The following is a 22623-nucleotide window of genomic DNA, read 5'->3' as shown; positions in this document are numbered from 1 at the left end:
CAACTAACTGGTGCGGCGCGGGGCGCTGAGGTTTTACAAAAAAAAGAATAAGAGGTCAACTATGCAGCAAACGTGCAACGCGCAAAGCGCAGTTCCGGAAGATGGCCGCGTGCTCAAGCGCCGGCTGGAAAACCGGCATATCCAGCTTATTTCGATCAGTGGCGCAATTGGCACCGGCCTGTTCATGGGCTCGGGCAAGATCATTGCGCTGTCCGGCACGTCGATCATCCTGGTGTACGCCATCATCGGCTTTTTCGTGTTCTGCGTCATGCGGGCCATGGGCGAGATGCTGCTGGCCAACCTGCAGATGGACTCGTTCGCCGACCTGGTGCACAACTATCTGGGGCCAAGGGCCGGTTACATCCTCAGCTGGTCATACTGGCTGAGTTGGGTGGTCGCGGCGGTGGGCGATGTGGTGGTCGTGGCGGGGTTCGTGCAGTACTGGTACCCGGATGTGCCCACCTGGCTACCGGCATTCGCCACCATGTTCCTGCTGCTGGGGCTGAACATGCTGGCGGTGAAAGCGTTTGGCGAGGTGGAGTTCTGGTTCGGCCTGATCAAGATCGTGGCCATCGTGCTGCTGGTGGTAACCAGCCTGGTGATGGTCGCCACGTCCTACACCTCGCCGGCCGGGGTGACTGCCTCGTTCAGCCATCTGGTGGCCCCGGGCGTGGTCATGCCGCATGGCATCCTCGGCTTTCTCGCCGGGTTCCAGATCGCCATATTCTCCTTCGTCGGTACCGAGCTGATCGGCACTGCAGCCGCGGAGGCCAAGGACCCGGAGCGGACCTTGCCCAAGGCCATCAATACCATCCCGGTACGTATCCTGCTGTTCTACATCTGCTCGCTGGTGTGCATCATCAGTGTCATCTCCTGGGCCAATGTGCCGGCCAATCGCAGCCCGTTCGTCGAACTGTTCCTGCTGGGCGGGTTGCCCGCTGCCGCTGGCATCATCAACTTCGTGGTGCTGACCTCTGCGGCCTCGTCGGCCAACAGTGGCGTGTACTCCGGCTCGCGGATGCTCTACGGCCTGTCGCACCAGCAGCAGGCGCCGGTGGCGTTCGGGCGGTTGTCGGGCTCGGGTACGCCGGTGCGCGCGCTGGTGTTCTCGGGGGTGTGCATGGTGATCGCACTGACGCTGCTGTTCGTGATCCCCGAGGTGATGACCGTGTTCACCCTGGTGTCGACCATTTCCGCGGTGATGATCATCGTTACCTGGTCGCTGATCCTGCTGTCCTACTTCGCCTATCGCCAACAGGATCCGCAGGCGCATGAGCAGTCGACGTTCAAGCTGCCTGGTGGCAAGGTCACCGCTGCGCTGTCGCAGCTGTTTCTGATCTTCGTGCTGTGCCTGCTGGCGCTGGAGCCGGACACCCGCACCGCGCTGTACGTGATGCCGCTGTGGTACGCAGGCCTGTTGCTGGCCTATCGGCGCAGGGCCAGGGCCTGTCCTCGGCCGCAGGCAGCTACTGCCGCTTAGCACTTTGGGCCGCAAAGCGGCCCCAGTTACTTGTTCAGCTGGCAGGCAAATTGTCGCGCAGCCAGTCCACCAGCCCCAGAATGGTCGGGGTAGTGGTGCGCCCGTGAGGCACCACCAGGTAATAGGCCTCACGCGGCCGCACCACCAGGTCGGTCAGGCGCACCAGTTCGCCGGACGCCAGCAGGTGGTCGAGCATGCGCCCCCAGCCCAGTGCCACACCATGCCCATGCAGTGCGCCCTGGATGGTGTCGGTATACAGCTGGCAGCGCAGGTTGTAGTGCAGCTTCGGCGGGTTGCTGCCCAGTGCGCGGAACCAGGTGGGCCAGGTCATCCAGCCTTCGGTGGTGGCATCGGCGTCCAGCAGGTCGGCCCGGTACAGCGCCTCCAGCGAGTCCGGCAGCGGGTTGTGCGCCAGCCAGGCCGGCGAGCACACCGGGAAGATCTCTTCATCGAACAGGTGCAGGGCAATGCCGTCTTCCCAGCGGCCATTGCCATAGCGCACCAGCAGGTCGACATCGTGGTTGCGCAGGTCGCCGGTGAACATCTGCGTGGCCAGGCGCAGGCGCACCTGGGGCAGGGCGCTGCGCAGGCTGCCCAGGCGCGGCATCACCCGCAACTGGGAGAAGGTGGCGGTGGAGCTGAGCACCAGTACCTGTTCGCTGTCGCCTTCGCTGAGGCGGTCGAAGACCGAGGCGATCTTCTGCATGGAATCGGAAACCACCGCGTACAGCGCCTGGCCCTCGCTGGTCAGGCGGATGCCGCGGTGCAGGCGCTGGAACAGTTGGCGGCCGAGGTTTTCTTCAAGCTGCCTGACCTGCTTGCTGACCGCGGCCTGGGTGACGCCCAGCTCCTGGGCAGCCAGGGTGAAACTGGTGTGACGGGCTACAGCTTCGAATTCGAGCAGCGCGGTCATCGACGGGATGATGCGCCGGTAGCCTTTATGCGTGTTGTCGTTTTCTTGTGTTTTCATGTGACGTCCTGGCCAGGCGCGGCGCGCTGGTCCGCGCCGCGCGGGCACCGTGGCAGAAAAAGCGCGATGGCGGTAGCCCGGAAGGGCCGTGATGCTGCCGGTGGAAACTGTCTTGCGCAAATCTGAAGGCTTGTGCAAATCCCTGTGGGAGCGGGTTTACCCGCGAACACCGGCGCAGCCGGTGCCATCCACCGCGTTGGATTCTTCGCGGCTGAAGCCGCTCCCACAGGGTGCGCGGACCGCTTGCGAATCAGTTCACTGGCCTTGAGAGCGGCGCGATCGGAGTGGCAGCTCGGCTTGTCGGCGATAGGGCCGTGCAGGCATTTCAAGGCTGGCGCTCGGCCACCGCCCGCAAGGTCCGCAATGTCACCACGGGTGCATCCACCACAAACCGGTTGGCCAGCCACCCCGGCACATCCCCCGCAGGGTCGGCCTGCAGTTGGTAGGTCACTTCGGTCTTGCGCTCACCCAGCGGTTTCATCCGCCACTCGCCGCTTAGGTGCTGTACGCGGATCAGCCCCTTTACCTTGGGGATCCTGCCGGGCTCGGCGCTCAGGTGGCGCAACAGCGTGCCGTCGTCCAGGCGTTCGGTGGTGACCTTCAGCACGATGTCCCGCGGCATCGTCGGCCACGGCAGGTTGGTGGTCAGGTACACCCAGGTGTTTTCGCCCTGCACATCCAGCAAGCGCATCTCGGCGCAGGCGTACAGCCACTTGCAGGCCACCCGCAGGTTCTCCTGCAGGTCGGTGAGCGTGCGAACGCTGGCTTTCATGGTGCTGACACCACGGAATTGCTGGTAGGGCGAGTCGGGGGCGGCGCTCAGGTAAACGCGGATGCCTTCGCGGTCGTAGGCCAGGTTCCAGTCATCGGCGGCTGGGGCGGGGGTGCAGAGCAGCAGGACGGCGAGCAGCAGGCAGCGGTTCATGGCTGGTACCGCGCGGGAGGTGGGTGTTTCAGTATGCGCGGCAAACAGAAAGCCCGCCAGGTTGGCGGGCTTGCGGGCATCAGCCTGGGCTTAACGCTTAGGGTTGAGCGTCAGGTGCACGTGACGGTTCACGTCCTTGTACAGCAGGTAGCTGAACTTGCCTGGGCCGCCGGCGTAGCAGGCTTGCGGGCAGAAGGCGCGCAGCCACATGAAGTCGCCGGCTTCCACTTCGACCCAGTCCTGGTTCAGGCGGTACACCGCCTTGCCTTCCAGCACGTACAGGCCGTGTTCCATCACGTGGGTCTCGGCGAACGGGATCACGCCGCCCGGCTGGAAGGTGACGATGTTCACGTGCATGTCGTGGCGCATGTCGGCCATGTCGACGAAGCGGGTGGTGACCCAGCGGCCTTCGGTGCCCGGCATCTCGATGACGGTGGCGTTGTCACGGTGGGTGACGAACGACTCGGGAACGTCCAGGCCTTCGACCTTCTGGTAGTGCTTGCGCAGCCAGTGGAAGGTGACGTTGGACTTGCTGTTGTTGCGCAGGCTCCACTCGGCGCCCGGGGCCAGGAAGGCGTAGCCGCCCGGTACCAGGGTGTGGTGCTTGCCTTCGACGGTGATGTCCAGTTCGCCTTCGACGATGAACACCACGGCTTCGGCGTTCGGGTCCAGCTCAGGGCGCTCGCTGCCGCCTTCCGGGGCCACTTCGACGATGTACTGGGAGAAGGTTTCGGCAAAACCGGTCAGCGGGCGGGCGATGACCCACATGCGCATCTTGTCCCAGAACGGCAGGTGGCTGGTGACGATGTCACGCATCACGCCCTTGGGGATGACGGCATAGGCTTCGGTGAACATGGCACGGTCAGTCAGCAGCTCGGTCTGAGCCGGGTGCCCACCGTGGGGGGCGAAGTACGAATGGTTCGACATGGACGATCTCGACTTGTTGTTCTCTCCCCATGCCGTGAACCGCACCGGCCGGTGCGGCGCAGGGGATGTGGCGACAGAATAGGGTCGAGTGTGTGCCATCCACAAATTAAATGTTGGAATGCCCGGTATTTGCCGGCTGAATGCGAACCTGCCGGCCAGCGTGGCCTTCCGGCAAGCGGTCGCCCTGGCCGAACAGCTTGTGGCGCAAGGTGCCTTCGGCATAACTCAGCGGGTAGCGGCCACGGCGTTGCAGCTCCGGCACCAGCAGCTCGACCACATTTGCCAGGTCGTCCGGTTGCACTGCGTAGGTCAGGTTGAAGCCATCGATGCCGGTCTGGTCCAGCCAGCTTTCCAACTGGTCGGCCACCTCGCTGGCAGCACCCACCAGCACCGGGCCACGGCCGCCCAGGCCAACGAACTCGGCAGCCTCGCGCACGGTCCAGCGGCGGTTCGGGTCGGCGGCGGTGAAGGCGGCCAGGGCCGCGCGGCCGGCATCGTTCTCGACGTATTCGATGGGCGCATCGGGGTCGAGGCCGGCAAAGTCGATGCCGGTCCAGCCCGACAGCAGCGCCAGGGCGGCGTCAAGGTCGACATAACGGCGGTATTCGGCGAAGCGCGCCTCGGCCTCCTCCCGGGTAGGGGCGACGATCAACAGCGCCTGGGCGTAGATCAGCACCTCGTCCCGGCCACGCCCGGCCACCTCGCTGGCCTGGCGGATGCCGTCGGCGTAGCGGCGCAGTACCGTGGGCGTCGGCCCGCTGATGAACACGCATTCGGCGTGCCGCGCCGCGAACTGCTGGCCGCGTGCCGAAGCACCGGCCTGGAACAGCACCGGCGTGCGTTGCGGCGAAGGTTGGCACAGGTGCATGCCCGGCACCTGGAAGTGCTCGCCCATATGGTTGATGGGGTGCACCCGGGTGGGTTCGATATAGCGCCCGCTGTCACGCTCCAGCAGCACCGCATCGTCGTCCCAGCTTTTCTCCCAGAGCTTGTACAGCACCTGCAGGTATTCCTCGGCCAGGTCATAGCGCTGGTCGTGGCCCAGCTGGCGCGCCAGGCCCAGGTTGCGCGCGGCACTGTCGAGGTAGCCGGTGACGATGTTCCAGCCGACCCGGCCATTGCTCAGGTGGTCGAGCGTCGACATGCGCCGGGCGAACGGGTAGGGGTGTTCGTAGGTGAGCGAGAAGGTGACGCCGAAGCCCAGGTGCTCGGTAACCCCGGCCATGGCCGGCACCAGCAGCAGCGGGTCGTTGACCGGCACCTGCACACCACCGCGCAGGGCGGCTTCGGGGCCGCCCTGGTAGACGTCGTAGATGCCCAGCACATCGGCGATGAACAGGGCATCGAACAGGCCGCGTTCGAGCAGGCGGGCCAGGTCGGTCCAGTAGCCCAGGCGGTTGAAGGCCACGCTGGTGTTGCGCGGGTGGCGCCACAGGCCGGGGGACTGGTGGCTGGCGGCATTCATGCTGAAGGCGTTGAAGCGAATCGGGCGGGGCATGGTGGGCGCGCTCCGCTCAAGGCAATACGGAAGCCGGGTAGACCGCGTCGGCCACCTGCAGCTTGCGTGGAATCAGGCCCAGGCCCTGGAAGGTATCGGCCAGCTTCTGTTGCTCGGCAACGATCTGCGGGGTAATGGCCACGGCGTTGTAGTTGCGCCGCTCGCTCGCCACTTGCAGCACGTTGGCGTTGATCCCCAGTTGCGGGGCCAGCAGCGCGGCAACTTCCGCAGGCTTGGCATTGACCCACTGGCTGACCTTGCCCAGTTCGGCGAAGAAGGTCTTCAGCAAGGCGCGATGCTGGTCGGCGAAGCTGGCGGTGGACAGGTAGAAGGTGCGGTTGTTGGACAGGCCGCTGCCGTCGCGCAGGTTCTTCAGGCCCGGCTGGCTTTCTGCCGCGGCGAGGAACGGGTCCCACAGGGTTACGGCCTGGACGCTGCCCGATTGCAGGGCAGCCACGGCATCGGCGGCGTTGTTGACGTAGGCTGGGGTGATGTCCTGGTAGCTGAGGCCGGCCTGTTCCAGGGCAACGGCCAGCAGGTACTGGGCGTTCCAGCCGCGGCCGGTGGCCACGCGCTTGCCCTTGAGGTCTTGCACGCTGGCCAGGTGGTCCTGCTCGCGCACCACCAGGCCGATGCCGCGTGGGTAGGGTTGCTCGGCGGCCAGGTACACCACCGGCTTGCCTGCGGCCTGGGCGAACACCGAGGGTGCGTCGGCGGCATGGCCGAGGTCGATGGCGCCGGTGCTCAAGGCTTCGAGCAACTGCGGGCCGGCGGCGAACTCGTGCCAGCTAACTTTCACGCCTTGCGGTGCCAGGGCCTTCTCCAGGGCGCCGCTGCCCTTGAGGATGTTGATGCTGTTGAACTTCTGGTAACCGATGCGCAGGGTGCTGGCCTCGTCGGCCAGGGCTTGGGACCAGGGCAACAGGGTACTGGCGACACTGGCCAGCAAGCCGCCGATCAACAGGCGGCGCAGGGGGGAGAAGGCACGGGCGGGCATGGGCATTGCTCCTTGATCTGGAAGGGAAACGATGTGCCCAGACTAAGGAGGTGGCGTTTGGCTTTCAATTTTTATATTCCTGTTTGTTAGATTGTTTTGTTATTTTTATATCCATTTGTTTTGTAATGGTTGGTCCATTTCGACATTTTTTTCACATTCGCTTGCTAGGCTCCCCGGCATTCCCGAGGAGCCCTACATGTCGCACATCCTGCGCAAGCGCAGCACCCGCATCGCCTTGGCCGCCACCGCCGGCCTGCTCACGGCCACCCTGGGCTTCTTTGCCTGGCAGAGTTTCTACCCGGTCCAGGCCGCCTCCGGCTGGGGCGTCGAGGTGCTGCACCGCGACGTGACCAAGGCCGCGTCGCTGTTGCCGCAAGCCGATGGCAGCCTGCTGGTCAGCCGCGAACTGGACGATGGCCGTGGCAGCATCCTCAGGATCACCGCCCAAGGTGATCGGGTGGTGGTCATCGACAACCTGTCCAAGCCCGACGGCATGGTGGCGGCGCAGGGAGGCTGGGTGTTCAGCCAGGAAGGCGGGTTTGCCCCGGTCAGCCTGGCCCGCGATGGCCAGGTCACGCGGCTGTTCGATGGCGAGAGCGTGCAGGGCCTGTGGAACGACGGCGAGCACCTGTACGCCATCGAGGACCGCAAGGGCAATGGCCGTTTGATGCGCTATGACTGGCGCAGCGGCCAGCTCGATGTGCTGCGCTCCGGCCTGACCGAAACCGAAGGCCTGACCCGCTGCAGCGACGGGCGTCTGCTGTATACCGAAAAGGCCAACGGCAAGGTCCGCGCCTTGTCCGACGATGGCCGGGACCCGGTGGTGGTCGATGGCCTGCGCAACCCGACGTTCCTGTTCTGCGACCAGCGCGGCCTGTGGATCAGCGAAGACAACACTCACCGGGCCCGGCTGCTGCGCATCGGCGCCGACGGCACGCGGCAGACCGTGCTGTCGTTCCTCAAGGCGCCGCAGTCGATCGTTGCCGATGGCAAGGGCGGCTACCTGCTGGCCGAAGGCGGGCGCAACCGCGTGCTGCACCTGACCCCGCCGCTGGAACGCAATACCGCCCAGCGCGACTGACCCTGCGCCTGGCTGGGCAGGCGCCGTTTGCGGGTGGGCAGCCGCCGCGGGTGATGGCTACCCGACCAACAGCGCGCTTCCCTGCATGGCCGCGCTCGCGGATAATCCCTCCATTCCAATAAACAGCCTGTGAGTGGGTATGAGTGATTCCGTAGTCAGCCTCGGCCAGCCTGAAACCGAAGGGGGGCGCAAGACGCGCAAGAACAACCCCGAGAAAACGCGCGAGGACATCCTCCAGGCCGCCATCAACGAGTTCGTCCAGCAAGGGCTGGCCGGTGCCCGCGTCGACGCCATTGCCGAGCGCACCGCCACCTCCAAGCGCATGATCTACTACTACTTCGGCAGCAAGGAGCAGCTGTACTGCGAGTGCCTGATCAAGCTGTACGGCGACATCCGCAAGACCGAGCAAAGCCTGGACCTGGAGTCGCTGCCGGCCGAGCAGGCGATTCGCCGGCTGGTGGAGTTCACCTTCGATCACCACGACCGCAACGTCGATTTCGTGCGGATCATCTGCACCGAAAACATCCACTACGGCGAGTACGTCAAGCAGTCGCCGGCGATTCGCGAAATGAGCAGCCTGGTGCTCGAGGCCCTGGGCAGTACCTTGCGCCGTGGGGTGCAGGAAGGTGTGTTCCGCGCCGGCATCGAGGTCATCGACCTGCACATGCTGATGAGCTCGTTCTGCTTCTACCGGGTTTCGAACCGCCACACCTTTGGCGAGATCTTCCAGATCGACCTGTCCGATGAGCAGGTCAAGCTGCGTCACAGGGCCATGATCTGTGATGCGGTGTTGCGGTATATCCAGATCGAGCGCCGCCCCTGAAAGTTCTCTAGTGCCTGGGCCGGCCTCTTCGCGGGTAAACCCGCTCCCACAGGATCACCGCTGTCCCAAAGATTTGCACAGTACCTGTGGGAGCGGGTTTACCCGCGAAAGGGCCGGCCCAGGCGACACATGAATGACGCCTTGGCGCTCACTCGCCCAACCGCTGCTCACGCGACGGCGGGTAGCCAAAGTAAGCCGCATAGCATTTGCTGAAGTGCGACACCGAAACAAACCCGCAAGCCACTGCCACTTCCATCACCGACAGGTCGGAATACTGCAACAGGCGGCGGCTCTTGGTGATGCGCAGCTCCATGTAGTAACGCCGCGGCGAAGTGCCCAGCTGGGCCTGGAACAGGCGGTCGATCTGCCGGCGCGAGCGCCCGCTGTAGGCGGCCAGCTGGTCGAGGCTGAGGGTCTCCTCGAGGTTGTTCTCCATCAGTTCGACGATGGTGCGCAGGTGCAAGCTCATGGACTTCTTCGCGCCCGGGCCGACCTGGCGGTAGCGGGCACCGGAGAACGACAGGATTTCCTCGACGCCTTCGGCCAGGCCGTCGCCATACAGCCGGCGCACCAGGCCGAGCATCAGTTCCATGGCGCCATTGGGGCTGGCAGCGCTGAGGCGGTCGCGGTCGAGGGTGAAGCTGGCCGGGGTGATCCGCGTCTGCGGGCTGCGCTCGGACAGGCTGGCGCGCTGTTCGGGGTGGATACTGCAGCCATAGTCATCAAGCACCCCGGCGCGGCCGAGGAACCATGCGCCGTTCCACAACCCGCCCAGGGCCATGCCGTGGGCCGCGCAATCACCCAGCAGGCGGTCGAGCTCGGGGTACTTCAATGGCGTGCGCAGGCCGCCGCAGATCACCAGCAGGTCCAGCTCCTTCAGCGCCTCGGCGGACAACTCGGTGGCCACCAGCTCCAGCCCCAGGTCGCTGAGCACGCGGTCGCCTTCCAGCGACAGCGGGGTGAACTGGAAGCTGTCGGCGCGCAGCAGGTTGGCCGTGACCAGCACGTCCATGGCCACGGTGAAGCTGGCCATCGAGAAGTGTTCGAGCAATACGAAATCGACCCGATAGGGGGCCTGGGCATTGGCGCTGGTGGACTTCAGCCGCAGCATGTTGCTGGTACTGGTCTTCTTGCTGAACTGGCGTGGCGTGGGCACTCTGGACTCCGCTTCCTGGCTGGCCTCGAGAGTGTGGCGGGTGGCCGGGGGAAAGACAATCTCCCGGGTGGCCGTGTCGTGTTCCAGGTCGTGTTCAGGCAACCTGTCTGGCTTGGCCGGTTGCCGCTATGCTGATGCTCCCGTGACTGAGGATACCCTTGATGAAGTACGCCGCTGCACTGTTGCTTTGCCTGATGCCATTGCTGGCCAATGCCCTGGAACCGGGCGACAAGCTCGCGCCGTGGACGCTGCTCGACCAGCACGACCAGGCTTATAGCCTCGGCGCCGGTACGCACATCCTGCTGGTGGCGCGCGACATGGACGGTGCCAAGCTGGTGAAGGCGGCGCTGGCCGAACAGCCCAAGGGTTACCTGGAGGCGCGCGATGCGGTGTTCGTCGCCGACATCCAGCGCATGCCGGCGCTGATCAGCAAGCTGTTCGCCATCCCCGCCATGCGCGATTACAACTACCGGGTGCTGCTGGACCGTGATGGGCGGGTGGCCAGCCGTTATCCCGGGCAGGATGGCCAGGTACAGTGGTTGCAACTGGAGCAAGGCAAGCTGGTGAGCCAGCGGGCATTTGCCGATGCGCCGGCGTTGAAGGCGGCGCTGGAGACTGCACCACGGCATTGAGAGCTGTCACTGCACCCTGTAGGAGCGGCCTTGTGTCGCGATGGGCTGCAGAGCAGCCCCCTGCGGTCTTTCGTAGGGCAAAAATCCTGAGGCTGCTGCGCAGCCCATCGCGACACAAGGCCGCTCCTACAACGGGCCGCGGTGCCATGCCGTCAGCCAAATCAATCTGAACCCTCGGCAGCCTCTGCAACCCAACCCATTACATGCCAAATGGGAGAGCGCTCATGGAAATCGGAACGATCTGGATCATCGTCGCGGCCTTTGTGATCCTGCTGGAAATCTGGGCCATCTGGCACATCATCGGCAGTGACCGGCGCGCCGAGCGCAAGATGCTGTGGATCGTGTTCGTGGTCTACGCGCCACTCCCTGGTTTGCTGTTCTGGGCCTGGCGCGGGCCTCGGGCGGTGAAGGGCAGGGCGGTACTGCAGGAAAAATGACGGTGCGCGGCATCAGGCGCGGGGGCGCCTGATGCCGTCGCTGTTCATTTGGGCAGGATGTCGAAGCGAATGGCTGCGCCCAGCCCGTCCACCATCAAGCAACCGTAGAACTTCACGGTCGACAGCACACGCAGTTGCTTGAGCGCTTCATGGATGTAGTCGTGAAGCAGCTTTTCGGCTTCGCGCTTGCGCTCTGCAAGTGTGGCGCCTTTGAGTGTGACCATCCCGAGCAGGGTGGTCTCAATGTGCTCGACGGTGTCCAGGCCAATTTTCTCGCGCAGGTGCAGACGGGCCTGCGCCGCATCGGTTTCATCTCGGGCAGGGTTGTTTGGCTTGATGGTGTAGGCCAGTTGAAAATTGTATTTGCTCATCGCTTTATCCTTGTTACGTACAGGCCTCCATGCCGGGCCTCGCAATCTAGCGCCTGACGGCCACTTCGCATATGAACGCGTGGTTCACGGAAGCTCGTGCGCTGTGCGAAACGTCCTACACTCGGCGCCTGTTTCGCGAACAAGCCCGCCCCTGAAAACCGCGCTTGACCTCGAGTTAACTCAAGGTTCGATACTCCGCCCCTCTTCCAACTGATCGAGGGTTTACCGTGAGCCATTCAACCGCGTTTCAACTGAGCAATCCCGAAGGCCTGTACGACCCCAGCGGCAACGCCTATTCCCATGTCGCCGAAGTGCATGCCGACAGCCGCCTGCTGTTCATCGCCGGCCAGGGCGGGGAGGGCCGCAACGGGCAGCTGTCGCCGCTGTTCGCCGAGCAGGCGCGCCAGGCACTGGCCAACCTGGAGGTTGCCCTGGCGTCGAAAGGCGCCAGCCTGGCCCAGGTGTTCAAGCTGACCCTGCTGATCGTCGAGCATTCCGAAACGCGCCTGCGTGAGTGGGTAGCCGAGGCTGACAGGGCCTGGGGCCCTTGCATGAAGCCGACCTGCACGCTGATACCGGTACCCCGGCTGGCGCTGGACGGCATGCTGGTGGAGATCGAGGCGGTGGCAGCGGTATAGGTCCGGGCGATTCGGTGGTGGCGTCAGATAAACACTATGTTGTATATCGGTGCTGGCCCTACCAGCATGGCCGCCATGACAACAATCGATCTCAGAGGTGACCACACCATGAGCACCGGCACCACCACGCTCACCGACCGCAAGGCCCGGGCCTGGGTCTGGCCTGCACTTTTCAGCCTGGTGGCCTTCGCTGCCAACTCGGTGTTCTGCCGGCTGGCGCTGAAGGACGGGGCCATCGACCCGGCATCCTTCACCGTGGTGCGCCTGGCCAGTGGTGCACTGTTCCTGCTGCTGTTGATCCGCCTGCGCAAGCCCGCGCTTGCCATGGGGGGCAGCTGGCGCGGCGGCCTGGCACTGTTCCTGTACGCGTTCCTGTTTTCTGCGGCGTACCTGCAGCTGGGCGCAGGCGCGGGGGCGTTGCTGCTGTTCGGCGCGGTGCAGATCACCATGTTCGGCTTCGCCTGGTACAAAGGCGAACCTATCACCGCGCGGATGCTGCTGGGCATGCTGATCGCCTTCGCCGGCCTGCTGGTGCTGCTGTTGCCCGGTACCGCGGCGCCACCCTTTGCCAGTGCCTTGCTGATGGCCCTGTCCGGCGTGGCCTGGGGCGTGTACACGCTGCTGGGCAAAGGCTCACCCAGGCCGCTGGCCGACACTGCCGGCAATTTCGCCCGGAGCCTGCCGTGCCTGGTGCTGCTGGTGCCGATGCTGTTGCTGGGCGCCGGCTTGCACCTGAGCCCGCTCGGCTTGCTGTATGCGCTGGGCTCCGGTGTGCTGGCCTCGGGTGCGGGCTATGCCGTGTGGTACGGCGTGGTCAGGCAAGTCAGCGCGCAGCAGGCAGCGACCATGCAGCTCAGCGTCCCGGTGATTGTGGCGTTGGGCGGGGTTGGCCTGATCGGCGAGCCATTGTCCTTGCGCTTGCTGGTGGCGTGCGTGGTGGTGCTGGGCGGTATCGCCCTGGCGCTGGCGCCGCGCCGCTAAAAGGGTGAAGGGCGTGACAGGGCATGGCTGTCGGGGCCTGCAATGCCTGGCTGACTATAATGGAGCAACCTCACCTCGCAGCCCTATCTGTACAGGTAGCGCTAAGGAACCGCTGGCGAGCCCAATCAGCCTTTGCTCGAACGGTCGGCGTCGGCAGCTTCGGTCACCACGGGCAGGTTGCCGGCACGCTGGATTACCCGCCGTTGCTGCTCGTAGTCGTCCAGCGACAGGCCACGGCGTTGCAAGGCTTCCAGTTGCAGTTGGCGGGTTTCCTCGGCGGTGTAAGGGCGCAGTTCGGGGTGGCTGGCACAGCCGCTGATGATGGCGATGGCAATAACGGCAAGGGTGGCGGACAGCAGGCGGGCCAAGGTGTTCATCAGGTAGCTCCAGGGGCCGGGGTGGTGGGCGGCGAGTCGATGGAGCTAGGTTATTCGGCCATGTCGTTCGGCAGAAATTGCCATTCTCGATAGTGACTATCGATGGTTCCTGGGAGGGTGCGATGGGGCAAGACGAGCAACCGCGTAAATGGGGCGTGCTGGAGCCGATCGACCGGATCACCGAAGTCATCTTCGGCCTGTTGATGGCGATGACCTTCATCGGCTCGCTGAGCGTTGCCACCGCAGGGCGCGAAGACGCGCGGCTGATGCTGATTGCCGCGCTCGGCTGCAACCTGGCCTGGGGCCTGGCCGATGCCGTCATCTACCTGCTGCGTACCTGGACCGAACGTACCCGCAGCCGGACCTTGCTGGCCCGCCTGCAAGCCGGTGATATCAATCAGGGGCGCAGGCTGATTGCCGATACGCTGCCAGAGCGCATCGGCCTGGCACTGGATGAAGACGGGCTGGAGATGCTGCGCGGGCGCATGCTGCGTGATGCTGGCCGCCCGCTGCCGGCACGCCTGGGGCTGGATGATTTCAAGGCGGCCCTGGCCACTTTCCTGCTGGTGGTACTGGCAACCTTCCCGATGGTCATTCCGTTCCTGCTGATCGAGACCACCGGTACGGCCATCCGTGTATCGAACCTGGTCGCCCTGGCCATGCTCTTCCTTGCGGGCTGGCTGCTGGCACGCTATTCCGGTGGCCGCACCCTGTTGACCGGCGTGGTCCTGGCGGTAGTCGGGGCGTCACTGATCCTGGCGATCATCGCCTTGGGCGGCTGAGCACCGCCCGCTCAGTATTTTATGTCGCGGGCGCGCTCACGGCCTTGCTGCTTGGTGTGGCGTTTGTCCTGTCGGCAGCCGGCGTTGCTTTGCTGGTCGGCGTGGCGGCAATCCTGTTTGGTCTGCCGCGCGTCCTGGCGGGTTTCCTGCCGCACATCGCGGGCCTCGCGGCGCCGTTCGGCGCGGTCGGTGGCCGCCCAGGCCGAGGTGCAGAGCACGGCCAGCATGATCATGGCGATGAGGCGGGGCGTGTTCATCAGGGTGGGCTCCTTTTTTGGATACGGTCTTGTGCATGCACCGGCCTCTTCGCGGGCACGCCCGCTCCCACAGGTACTCCACAATGTTCGAACCTGTGGTGGCCCTGTGGGAGCGGGCGTGCCCGCGAAAGGGCCGGTACAGTCAATTACAGATCTCAGCCCAGCCCTGGTATAGATTCAAAAGCAGCAACCACCCTCACCTTTAGAGCGCGAAAAGTTTGCGCCCGCACATCTGGCCAAAAGCATCGCCATTGCTACCCTTAATCCACGCGGTCTGATCTCATGGAGAGAAGCGATGCGCATCCCACTGTCAGCGGTCCTGTCGGTAATCCTGTATCTGAGCGCCACGCCCGGCCTGGTGCTGGCAGAAGACGTACCTGCCCCAGACCCGGCACCACAAGCCGACACGGTCGCGGCCAAGGACCCGGTGTTCACCCAGGAGCAACTGGACCAGATGCTCGCGCCCATCGCGTTGTACCCCGATGCGCTGCTGGCCCAGGTATTGATGGCCTCCACTTATCCGGGGCAAGTGAGCGAAGCGGTGACCTGGTCCAAGGCCAACCCCAAGGCCACCGGCGACGATGCCGTCAAGAAGGTGGCGAACCAGCCCTGGGACCCAAGCGTACAAGCGCTGGTGGCCTTCCCGCAGGTGCTGGCAACCCTGGGGCAGGACCCGGTCTGGGTGCAGCGGCTGGGCGATGCCTTCCTCGCGCAGCCCGACGATGTCATGGGCGGCGTGCAGCGCCTGCGTCACCAGGCCCAGGCCGCCGGCAACCTGCAGAGCAACCAGTACCAGAACGTGACCGTGCAGACCGCCCCGGCACCGGCCTCCAGCGGTAGCAGCACCCAGGTGGTTACGGCCAGCAGCCCGCCCACCACCATCATCATCGAGCCGTCCGACCCGCAAGTGGTGTACGTGCCCAGCTACAACCCGACCACCACCTACGGCACCTGGGCCTACCCGGCTTCGCCGCCGGCGTACTACCCGCCACCGCCCATGTACTACCCCGGTTCCGCGCTGGTGGCGGGCCTGGCCTTCGGTACCGGCGTGGCGATCGTTGCCTCGCTGTGGGGCGACTGTGACTGGGGCAACAACGACATCGACATCGACGTCAACCGCTACAACAACATCAACGCCAACAACCGCATCACCAACAACCAGAACAAATGGCAGCACAACGCCGCCAACCGCGACGGCGTGCCGTACCGCGACTCCCGCAGCCGCCAGCAGTACGGTCGCCAGCTGGACGGTGCCACCCAGCGTACTGCCTTCCGTGGCGATGACGCCCAGCGCGCCCAGGCGCGGGACAAGGCCAGGGCGTCGATGGACCGGGCCGGCATCGAACGGCCGGCCACCAGCAATCGCCAGGCACGCCAGCAGATGCGCGAGGCGCAAGCGGGCAATTCGGTCGGCAACCGCATGCAACCTCGTAGCGACAACCCGCGGGCAACCGACCGCCGACAGGAAACCCGCAACACCCAGGCTCGGCAGCAGAACAACCAGGTGAACCAGCGCAGGCAGGGCGAAGGCCAGGGGCGGCAGCTGGCGCAAAACCGGCCTTCCAATACCGCCGGCCGGGCGCGTAACAATGCCTTCGACGGCGTGCGTTCACCCTCGCGCACCAGCGCGCAGGCCAGCCGTGGCCGCACCAGCCAGTCGTTCGCCCAGCGCCCGAGCGCATCGCGTGCCGCCGGGCACCAGATTTCCCGGCCCAGTGCGCCCGCACGCCGCGGGGGAGGTGGCCGTCGATGAACCGTCAATCGATAGCGGCACTGGTAATCGCAGCCGGTATGGCCGGGTCAACCCTGGCCGCTGCGCAGGAAGTCTTCCCTACACCGGAGAAGGCCGTGGAATCCTTTGTCGCGGCGCTGGGCGAGGAGAAACCTGATGAAGCCCGCCTGGCCCGGTTGCTGGGCGATGACTGGCGTACCTACATACCGCGCGGCGGTGTGCAACGCAGTGACGTGGACACGTTCCTGGCGCAGTATCACGCGCAGCACAGCATCGACATGTCGGGGGCGAACAAGGCCATCCTCGCGGTGGGCAGTGATCACTGGACGTTGCCCATACCGTTGACCAAAGGCAGCCAGGGTTGGCGTTTCGACCTCAAGGCCGGCAGCTCTGAAATCCGCGCCCGGCGTATTGGCCGCAACGAGCTGGGCGCCATGCAGTCGATGCTGGCCTACCACGATGCGCAGATGGACTATGCCAGCCAGGACCACAACGGCAACGGTGCGCTGGAGTACGCGCAGAAGATATTCAGCGAGCCCGGCAAGCATGACGGGCTGTACTGGGATGACGATGGCGATGGTCAGGTCAGCCCGCTGGGCCCGCTGTTCGGCCAGGACATGGTCGGCGACGCCTGGTATGGCTACCACTTCCGCATCCTCGATGCACAGGGCCCATCTGCCCCCGGCGGTGCCTACAGCTACCTGATCGGCAACCAGATGAGCCGTGGCTTTGCCATGGTTGCCTGGCCGGCCAGGTACGATGACACCGGGGTGATGAGCTTCATGATCAGCCATGACGGCGAAGTGTTCGAGAAAGACCTCGGGCCGCACGGCGACAAGCTGGCCAAGGAGATGAAACGCTTCGACCCGGATGACAGTTGGAAGGTGGTGGATGTGCCGGCGGGAGATTGAGTGGGGCGCACCCGCCGTGGCCGGTTCAAGGGGCGGTTCGCGATTCAAGGTCCATATCAGCTGGCCAGCTCACTTTGGGTGCCAGGCGCAGAGCGAACTCACACCAGAGCACATCGTTGTGATCCTTGGGGGGGCCTTGTGGTGGCAGGGCTGAGGGGCCTTCCTGCATGTAGGTGCAGATGTAGGCCCAGGCATGCTGGTCGGCACCCATCGTACTCAGGTGAAAACGGTCGATGACGTTGTTTGTGCCCGGCGCGACGATGGACAGCATGACACCCCATTTGAAAATGACCCCACCGTTTGGCAGGGCGCCGGTTTGTGACCAGCGCTCGGCGCGGACTTGGGACCATTCGTAACTGACCGGCACGACCTTGCCTTTGTCGAAGGGGTTCCACCATTGGCGTTTGAAGTTGTAGGCGTAGATTTTCTGGCGCGCACGGTTGAACCTGATGGGTAGGTCGCGAGGGGGGCATATATCAACTTGGTATCCAAAAAACGTACACCAGACGCCAAGGAGCAGTACAAGAATTCCAATGATGACTAGCTCTATGCTGCCAATACTCCAGCTTTTGAAGATCATGTGAGGAACCTGCAGCGTAAATATGGCCGCAGGTACGGAGAGTGCCGAGAGGATACCTCTAGGTGAAATAGGGGACCGAGGCACTTCAAGGTAAATCGTACCTTGATGGTTTGGTATCTGCCTGCCCAAATTCCTGTCAACGGCTGGAGGGGTGGTTGGGCCAGGCAGATCCTCCTTCCAGCCAGCGCAAGGAGGGACTAGTAATGGGGAGGCCAATTGAGGTGCTCCAAAGATCTGATGTTGTTCTCTGTCATTGTTATCTGTGCTCGAGCTGAATCGTCATCAGGATCAGGCCAATAAATCAGGCTCAACTCCAGAGAGGTAATATTGTGGTGATCTGTCAAGGGGACCGCCCCTTGGATGTTCAGGATCCTGCTTTCTGAGTCAACGCTTTTGTGCAGGCTTTCCAATATGTCGTCTGCAAAAACACCGGCAACACTCAGTGCCGAACTTGACGGCAGTACTAATCTAGTACTGTCTCCTGATAGGGTGATGGTTTCTTTGCTTCCCCCGGTTCGATGCAAGTCCAGCTTCCATTGATAATGTGAAGTACCCACCGTGAAATTTGGCATGCTCATATACGCATTCAGTACAAAGCCTGCTGCCACCGTGTTGCCGTCACTGATTACTGAATCTATTTCCCGCTGTTTGAAACCAATTTCTATCGAGGCCTCGGCTCTCATGCCAAGCGCTGCGGCATTCAAAGCGCCAATAGCCAAATCAATACTTTTTGCCTCACACCAATACCGATGTTCGGGTGGTAATCCCCACCTGCTACGTCGAGCCCATAGTTCTGTCGCGGAGGATTCTTGTTGCTTCGCCCTGGTCGCCAATGCGTATGCTGCCAAGCCCAAGATTATCGCGATTCCCAGCGGCCCTAGTAATGTGCCTGGGACAAGGGCGGCATAGCCCGCCGGGAAGATCGTGGCAAAGGCAATGGCGCTTGCATAGCCATAGGTTTGGGCGGACGCAACGTCCCCCTTGTCATCTGACCTTCGCGCAGCGAAGGCATATTGTGCTGCGTCAGATGCCCCCGCGAGTGCTGCTATGACGCCACCGAATTTAGCGATGCGCTCACCTAAATTCACGGTGCTGATAGCGCTTGGCCACAGCTTTTCCGGGCGAAGTAACTGTGCGGTAAGCCCTACACTCTCTACGGTTGCCCCCAGCACACCAAGGGAAGAAGACCATATTGCGGCGAGCGCTTCCGGGTCTACGTTGGCAGTTTTAAGTAGCGCCTGATAATTTCTGCGCAGGCTATCTTGATGGAACCATATTCCGCCTAGCCCAAGCATCAGGCTGGCGCTTGTCGGGTTTGTTACAGCGCTCCGCATATTAGTTGTATCGCTTGCCAAGCTACGAGCAGCCTCTGCACTTAGCCGAAAGGCGTTTGCACCTACAGTAATAGTACGCGCCAGTGTAGTGGCCCCTGATACGGCACTTGCCCGCAGTTGAACTAGCCGCGCCTGTAAACTTTCAGCACCTTCCAACGTCCAGAGCATCACTTCGATCATCTGGCTACGGTTACCCGCTGCCGCAATATTGATCGCGCCACTCAGCACCATGGCCCGCACCTTGCGGCCCAGTGGGTCACGGAACTGCTTGTCTACCTGCTGCAGAAACGCATCGGTCCGCGCCTCCAGGGCTTCATTGAGCAGGCTCATGTATTCGCCCACTGTCAGCGACACCCGCAGCGGCGTTACCTGCTGCCCCGCAAACAGGGCAAACGCCGAGCGATGCACATGGCCGATCAGGGTCTTGGTCCGTTCACTCAGGTGCTGGCTGAGCGCATTCCCTGCGCTGTTGGTCGCGGTCAGCAACTGGCCAACGGCATCCTGTATCGGCTTGATCATCAACAGCTGGCCGTCGGCGGTGCCGGCGATGCCCTTGATGATGTCGTACACCTTGCCGAAGTCGTCCCCGGATAGCGCGCTGGCCACCTGCTGCATCAGCTTCTGGTTCTTGGCCAGTAGTGCCTGGTAAAGCAGGCTGCGGTCGTCTTCCAGCAGCTGCTGCCAGATATGCTGGGTGATCCCGAGTGGCTGACCCTCCTGCGGCAAGGTTTCAGTTGGTCCGCCGGCCAGGCAGGCGGCCATCATCTGGATGAAGTACTCCACCGAAACGGGGGAGGTCGCGTCATAGTCGTAGTAGCCGATCTGCTGAAACGCCCGCTTGGCATAGTGCCGCGCATACAGATTGCCAACCTGGTCGATCATCGACTGCCAGTTTTTCAGTTCGCGGTCGTAACCGGCCTGGAACGCGGCGCGGGCGCTTTCGTCGTAACGCTCTTCCAGCCGCTCGCGGGCGTCCTGCTGCTTGCGCGCGGTGTTGCGTTCGGCCTGCGCGTCGATGTCCACCGGCGGCAGATACGCCTTGGCCGCGATCGGGCTGTCGTTCCACTGCTCGACCTGTCGGGCTTCCCGCTGCGCGTCCTCGGCACCCTGCACGGCCGCCATGGCAGCGTGCAATTCGCGGATGCCCAGTAGTGCTTGCGAGGTGAAGTATTCGAAGTGCCGCTGCGGCTGCGCCCGCCATTCCTGCAGGGCCTGCACCCAGCCAGTGCGTTGCGCGTTGAGCTCCATGACCATGCCGACCGGGTCGGGCAGCGTCAGCGCCAGCAGGCCATTGGGCAGTTGTTCCTGCTGGATGACATTGCGCACATGCGTGCGGGTTTCATGCCAGCGGCCCAGGCGGCTGTAAAAGCCATGAGCGCTGGTAAACCTGGCAGAGGAAAAGGTCGAGAACTCCAGCACCTGTTCCAGGCCGAAGCGGAAGCTGTCGGTCATGGCGATGCCCAGGCTGGCAGGGTCGTTGCGTGCGGTGTTCAGGTCCACCTCGACGAAGCGGGCGAGGGTGCCCGGGTCACTGTCGGCAATGCCTTGCCGATAGCGGTCGAGTACCGCACGGGGCCAGGGGTCGTTGGCGAAGGCGATCCAGGCCTTGCGGTAGAGCAGGGTATCGATGTTGATGAACGAGGCGATCACATCGTGGCCTTCGGTGGCGCATACCTTGGGTAACGACCTGGGTGGCCCGAAGGGCATCTGCGATACCGGAAAGCGCTGCAAGGTACCTTCCGCCGCTACCTCGTAGGCCTGCCAGATTTCCTGGTCGAGCAGTACGTAGACATAACCCTGGCGCAGGAGGCGCAACTGGTCGGTGTGCATCGGGTGGAAGATGATTTCGCTATCGTCTGCCAGGCGATAGGGGCGCCCTGTATCCGGGCGCGGGGCGTAGGCCTCGCGCAGCAGCAGAATCGGCAGGCCGGAGCGTTCGCAGGCATTACAGGTGCCGTAGGTGTTGGGGATCTCTTCCTGCATGGCGATGTGGATGGCTTTGCTGATGCTCATCAGGAGTTCCTTTTCCAGTGATTTGACGCAACGGCCAAAACACTAGCGAGGAACGCCTTCGCGGGGGAGCAATGGGCTTCCTAAAACGTTGTAGGACTTTTCGCTTTAGTGCCCCTATAGGAGCGGCCTTGCGTCGCGACGGGCTGCGCAGCAGCCCCAGGATCTTGAATGCGATAAAGGCCTATTGCCCCAACATCTGCCGCACCAGCCACTGCCCCGCCGGCCCGAGCGCGCGCCGGCTCGACCACGCCACATCCATGTCAACCCGTCGCGGGTACCCGGCCACCTGCAACTCCACCAGCCCACTGCCAAACCGAGCCACCAGGGCCCTGGGCAGTTCGGCCCAGCCGAACCCGCGCACGGCGAACTCCAGCAGGGTGAGGTAGTCCGGTGCCGACCAGGCTTGGCCACGACCGTGGTGCAAGCTGGGGGCATAGGTCTTGATATACAGCTGCCGGACGTTCTCCAGGTGCTGCGTCTTCACCTGGGGCAAAGCCGCCAGCGGATGCCCGCTGGCCACGTACACCCCAAACTCGGCCTGCTCGGGCAAGCGCGCAACGGCAACGTCCGCAGGGTAACTGGGCTGGGTGGCAAGAATGCCAACGTGTGCCAGGCCCTGCTGGATCAGTTCGATCACATCGGCATCTTCCGAGGGGCCGCAGCGCAGCTCGGTATGTGGGTAGTGCTGGGCGAAGCGGGCCATCACCGCGCCCTGGAAGGTCACGCTGTAGCTGTCCGACATCACCACCGAGACCAGAGCCTCGACGTTTTCCGCCAACCGCACCGCCAGGGCATCGAGCTGGGCGCTGGCATCGAGAATCGCCTCGACATGGCTCAGCACCTGCCGCCCAGCCTCGTTCAGCGTGGGGTGACGACCGCCACGCTCGAACAACGGGCAACCCACATCGGCCTCGAAATTGGCGATGGCGATGCTGATGGTGGACTGGCTTTTGCGCAACTTGCGCGCCGCAGCGGAAAACGAACCCAGCGATGCAGCTTCGACAAAGGCGACCAGGGCTTCGGGTGAGTAGCGCATGGTATTGATAAAACCGATGGTAGCTATGTCGCGAGTATCAGTTCTATCAAAGAAAATAGGAAGCACGACTCACGCAATGGATGGAATTTGCAATGAAAAACGTCTCTTTCACCGAACGCCTGGTTCACGCCGTCGGTTATGAAGTGTTCGCCGTGCTGCTGTGTGCGCCGCTGTTGTCCTGGGTCATGGGCAAGTCGCTGGCGACGGCGGGGGCGCTGGCGGTGACCCTGTCGGTGATCGCCATGCTGTGGAACATGGTCTACAACGCGCTGGTCGATCGCTACGTGCGGGTCGAGCGCATCCAGTGGAAGGCCAGCGCACGCTTTGTGCACGGCCTGGGCTTCGCAGCCGGGCTGGTGGTGTGGTGTCTGCCGGTGGCGGCGTGGATGCTGGAGATTTCGTTGCTGCAGGCGTTCATGGTGGAGTTGGGCTTCTTTGTGATCATCCTGCCCTACACCGTGCTGTACAACTGGGCCTTCGACAAAGCCCGGCACCTGCTGATGCAGCGTCGCTTTGCGTGAAAACTAACTGCCCTGCGCGGCCCCTCGATTTGTGCTTTGTGCGGATATCCTGGGGCCGCTTCGCAGCCCTTTCGCGACACAAGGCCGCTCCTACAGGGACGGCGCAGGTTTCAGGAGCGGCTTTAGCCGCGAACACCGGCGCAGCCGGTGCCATCAGCCAATAA

The 22623-nt window shown here is 63.7% G+C and carries 23 protein-coding genes; 11 read left to right on the top strand and 12 right to left on the bottom strand.

Going from position 1 to position 22623, the window contains the following annotated elements; genetic code table 11:
• Positions 1–61 precede the first annotated feature (61 nt).
• The gene (locus ABNP31_RS14715) at positions 62–1480 is read left to right on the top strand and encodes an amino acid permease (protein WP_350012446.1); all 1419 of its coding nucleotides are present in this window, start codon (positions 62–64) and stop codon (positions 1478–1480) included.
• A 34-nt stretch (positions 1481–1514) separates the two neighbouring features.
• Here ABNP31_RS14715 and ABNP31_RS14710 read toward each other — a convergent pair whose 3' ends face one another.
• The 5 genes from ABNP31_RS14710 to ABNP31_RS14690 all read right to left on the bottom strand — a co-directional run bounded on the left by ABNP31_RS14710 (position 1515) and on the right by ABNP31_RS14690 (position 6797).
• Complete coding sequence (locus tag ABNP31_RS14710; protein WP_350012445.1) at positions 1515–2450, bottom strand: LysR substrate-binding domain-containing protein; 936 nt, start codon at positions 2448–2450, stop codon at positions 1515–1517.
• Positions 2451–2775: 325 nt separating this feature from the next.
• Positions 2776–3375, bottom strand: a complete 600-nt coding sequence (locus tag ABNP31_RS14705; RefSeq protein WP_350012444.1) for an START domain-containing protein — start codon at positions 3373–3375, stop codon at positions 2776–2778.
• A gap of 90 nt (positions 3376–3465) precedes the next feature.
• Positions 3466–4302, bottom strand: coding sequence for a bifunctional allantoicase/(S)-ureidoglycine aminohydrolase (locus ABNP31_RS14700; RefSeq protein ID WP_013972924.1), 837 nt, complete (start codon positions 4300–4302; stop codon positions 3466–3468).
• Between the two features lie 106 nt (positions 4303–4408).
• A complete protein-coding gene (locus ABNP31_RS14695) occupies positions 4409–5800 on the bottom strand; it encodes an LLM class flavin-dependent oxidoreductase (RefSeq protein WP_350012443.1) in 1392 nt (463 codons plus the stop codon).
• Positions 5801–5816: 16 nt separating this feature from the next.
• Positions 5817–6797, bottom strand: coding sequence for an aliphatic sulfonate ABC transporter substrate-binding protein (locus ABNP31_RS14690; protein WP_350012442.1), 981 nt, complete (start codon positions 6795–6797; stop codon positions 5817–5819).
• A 196-nt stretch (positions 6798–6993) separates the two neighbouring features.
• Between ABNP31_RS14690 and ABNP31_RS14685 the strand changes: the two genes are divergently transcribed.
• Both ABNP31_RS14685 and ABNP31_RS14680 read left to right on the top strand, forming a co-directional pair.
• Positions 6994–7878 carry a hypothetical protein gene (locus ABNP31_RS14685; RefSeq protein WP_085616944.1) on the top strand — a complete coding sequence of 295 codons (885 nt, stop codon included), beginning with the start codon at positions 6994–6996 and terminating at the stop codon, positions 7876–7878.
• Positions 7879–8017: 139 nt separating this feature from the next.
• The gene (locus ABNP31_RS14680) at positions 8018–8701 is read left to right on the top strand and encodes a TetR/AcrR family transcriptional regulator (RefSeq protein ID WP_350012441.1); all 684 of its coding nucleotides are present in this window, start codon (positions 8018–8020) and stop codon (positions 8699–8701) included.
• Positions 8702–8849: 148 nt separating this feature from the next.
• Here ABNP31_RS14680 and ABNP31_RS14675 read toward each other — a convergent pair whose 3' ends face one another.
• Positions 8850–9857 (bottom strand): GlxA family transcriptional regulator, encoded by a 1008-nt coding sequence (locus tag ABNP31_RS14675; RefSeq protein WP_025338901.1) that lies wholly within the window; start codon positions 9855–9857, stop codon positions 8850–8852.
• Positions 9858–10018: 161 nt separating this feature from the next.
• Between ABNP31_RS14675 and ABNP31_RS14670 the strand changes: the two genes are divergently transcribed.
• Positions 10019–10489 carry an FAD/FMN-containing dehydrogenase gene (locus ABNP31_RS14670; protein ID WP_085616937.1) on the top strand — a complete coding sequence of 157 codons (471 nt, stop codon included), beginning with the start codon at positions 10019–10021 and terminating at the stop codon, positions 10487–10489.
• Positions 10490–10713: 224 nt separating this feature from the next.
• Positions 10714–10926, top strand: a complete 213-nt coding sequence (locus ABNP31_RS14665) for a PLDc N-terminal domain-containing protein (protein WP_350012440.1) — start codon at positions 10714–10716, stop codon at positions 10924–10926.
• Positions 10927–10970: 44 nt separating this feature from the next.
• On the opposite strand, the gene ABNP31_RS14660 is transcribed toward ABNP31_RS14665, so the two are convergent.
• Positions 10971–11297 (bottom strand): hypothetical protein, encoded by a 327-nt coding sequence (locus tag ABNP31_RS14660; RefSeq protein ID WP_025338903.1) that lies wholly within the window; start codon positions 11295–11297, stop codon positions 10971–10973.
• Between the two features lie 227 nt (positions 11298–11524).
• On the opposite strand from ABNP31_RS14660, the gene ABNP31_RS14655 reads away from it, so the two are divergent.
• Positions 11525–11935, top strand: coding sequence for a RidA family protein (locus tag ABNP31_RS14655; RefSeq protein ID WP_025338904.1), 411 nt, complete (start codon positions 11525–11527; stop codon positions 11933–11935).
• A gap of 108 nt (positions 11936–12043) precedes the next feature.
• Positions 12044–12916 (top strand): DMT family transporter, encoded by an 873-nt coding sequence (locus tag ABNP31_RS14650; protein ID WP_350012439.1) that lies wholly within the window; start codon positions 12044–12046, stop codon positions 12914–12916.
• 125 nt (positions 12917–13041) lie between these two features.
• Here ABNP31_RS14650 and ABNP31_RS14645 read toward each other — a convergent pair whose 3' ends face one another.
• Complete coding sequence (locus ABNP31_RS14645; protein ID WP_075045072.1) at positions 13042–13293, bottom strand: hypothetical protein; 252 nt, start codon at positions 13291–13293, stop codon at positions 13042–13044.
• A 122-nt stretch (positions 13294–13415) separates the two neighbouring features.
• On the opposite strand from ABNP31_RS14645, the gene ABNP31_RS14640 reads away from it, so the two are divergent.
• On the top strand, positions 13416–14075 hold the full coding sequence (locus ABNP31_RS14640) for a VIT1/CCC1 transporter family protein (protein WP_075045073.1): 660 nt from the start codon (positions 13416–13418) through the stop codon (positions 14073–14075).
• A gap of 11 nt (positions 14076–14086) precedes the next feature.
• Here the strand turns inward: ABNP31_RS14640 and ABNP31_RS14635 are convergent, their stop codons facing one another.
• Positions 14087–14332, bottom strand: a complete 246-nt coding sequence (locus ABNP31_RS14635) for a hypothetical protein (protein WP_085616929.1) — start codon at positions 14330–14332, stop codon at positions 14087–14089.
• A 295-nt stretch (positions 14333–14627) separates the two neighbouring features.
• Between ABNP31_RS14635 and ABNP31_RS14630 the strand changes: the two genes are divergently transcribed.
• A complete protein-coding gene (locus ABNP31_RS14630; RefSeq protein WP_085665764.1) occupies positions 14628–16085 on the top strand; it encodes a DUF3300 domain-containing protein in 1458 nt (485 codons plus the stop codon).
• A complete protein-coding gene (locus ABNP31_RS14625; protein WP_350012438.1) occupies positions 16082–16975 on the top strand; it encodes a DUF2950 domain-containing protein in 894 nt (297 codons plus the stop codon). Before ABNP31_RS14630 ends, ABNP31_RS14625 begins: the two co-directional genes overlap by 4 nt.
• A gap of 25 nt (positions 16976–17000) precedes the next feature.
• Here the strand turns inward: ABNP31_RS14625 and ABNP31_RS14620 are convergent, their stop codons facing one another.
• The 3 genes from ABNP31_RS14620 to ABNP31_RS14610 form a co-directional block, all read right to left on the bottom strand.
• Positions 17001–17555, bottom strand: a complete 555-nt coding sequence (locus ABNP31_RS14620) for a DUF6708 domain-containing protein (protein WP_238066432.1) — start codon at positions 17553–17555, stop codon at positions 17001–17003.
• Between the two features lie 197 nt (positions 17556–17752).
• Positions 17753–20902, bottom strand: coding sequence for a T6SS effector BTH_I2691 family protein (locus ABNP31_RS14615; RefSeq protein ID WP_350012437.1), 3150 nt, complete (start codon positions 20900–20902; stop codon positions 17753–17755).
• 181 nt (positions 20903–21083) lie between these two features.
• Entirely contained in the window at positions 21084–21938 is an 855-nt protein-coding gene (locus ABNP31_RS14610; protein ID WP_085665583.1) for a LysR family transcriptional regulator, read from the bottom strand.
• 92 nt (positions 21939–22030) lie between these two features.
• Here ABNP31_RS14610 and ABNP31_RS14605 point away from each other — a divergent pair, with 92 nt between their 5' ends.
• On the top strand, positions 22031–22459 hold the full coding sequence (locus tag ABNP31_RS14605; protein WP_350012436.1) for a multidrug/biocide efflux PACE transporter: 429 nt from the start codon (positions 22031–22033) through the stop codon (positions 22457–22459).
• The last annotated feature ends 164 nt before the right edge of the window (positions 22460–22623 follow it).

The organism is Pseudomonas asiatica (genome assembly GCF_040214835.1).
Classification (GTDB): Bacteria; Pseudomonadota; Gammaproteobacteria; order Pseudomonadales; family Pseudomonadaceae; genus Aquipseudomonas; species Aquipseudomonas putida_Z.
Note: the sequence above shows the minus strand (reverse complement) of the source record. Positions and strands in the feature narration are given on the sequence as shown.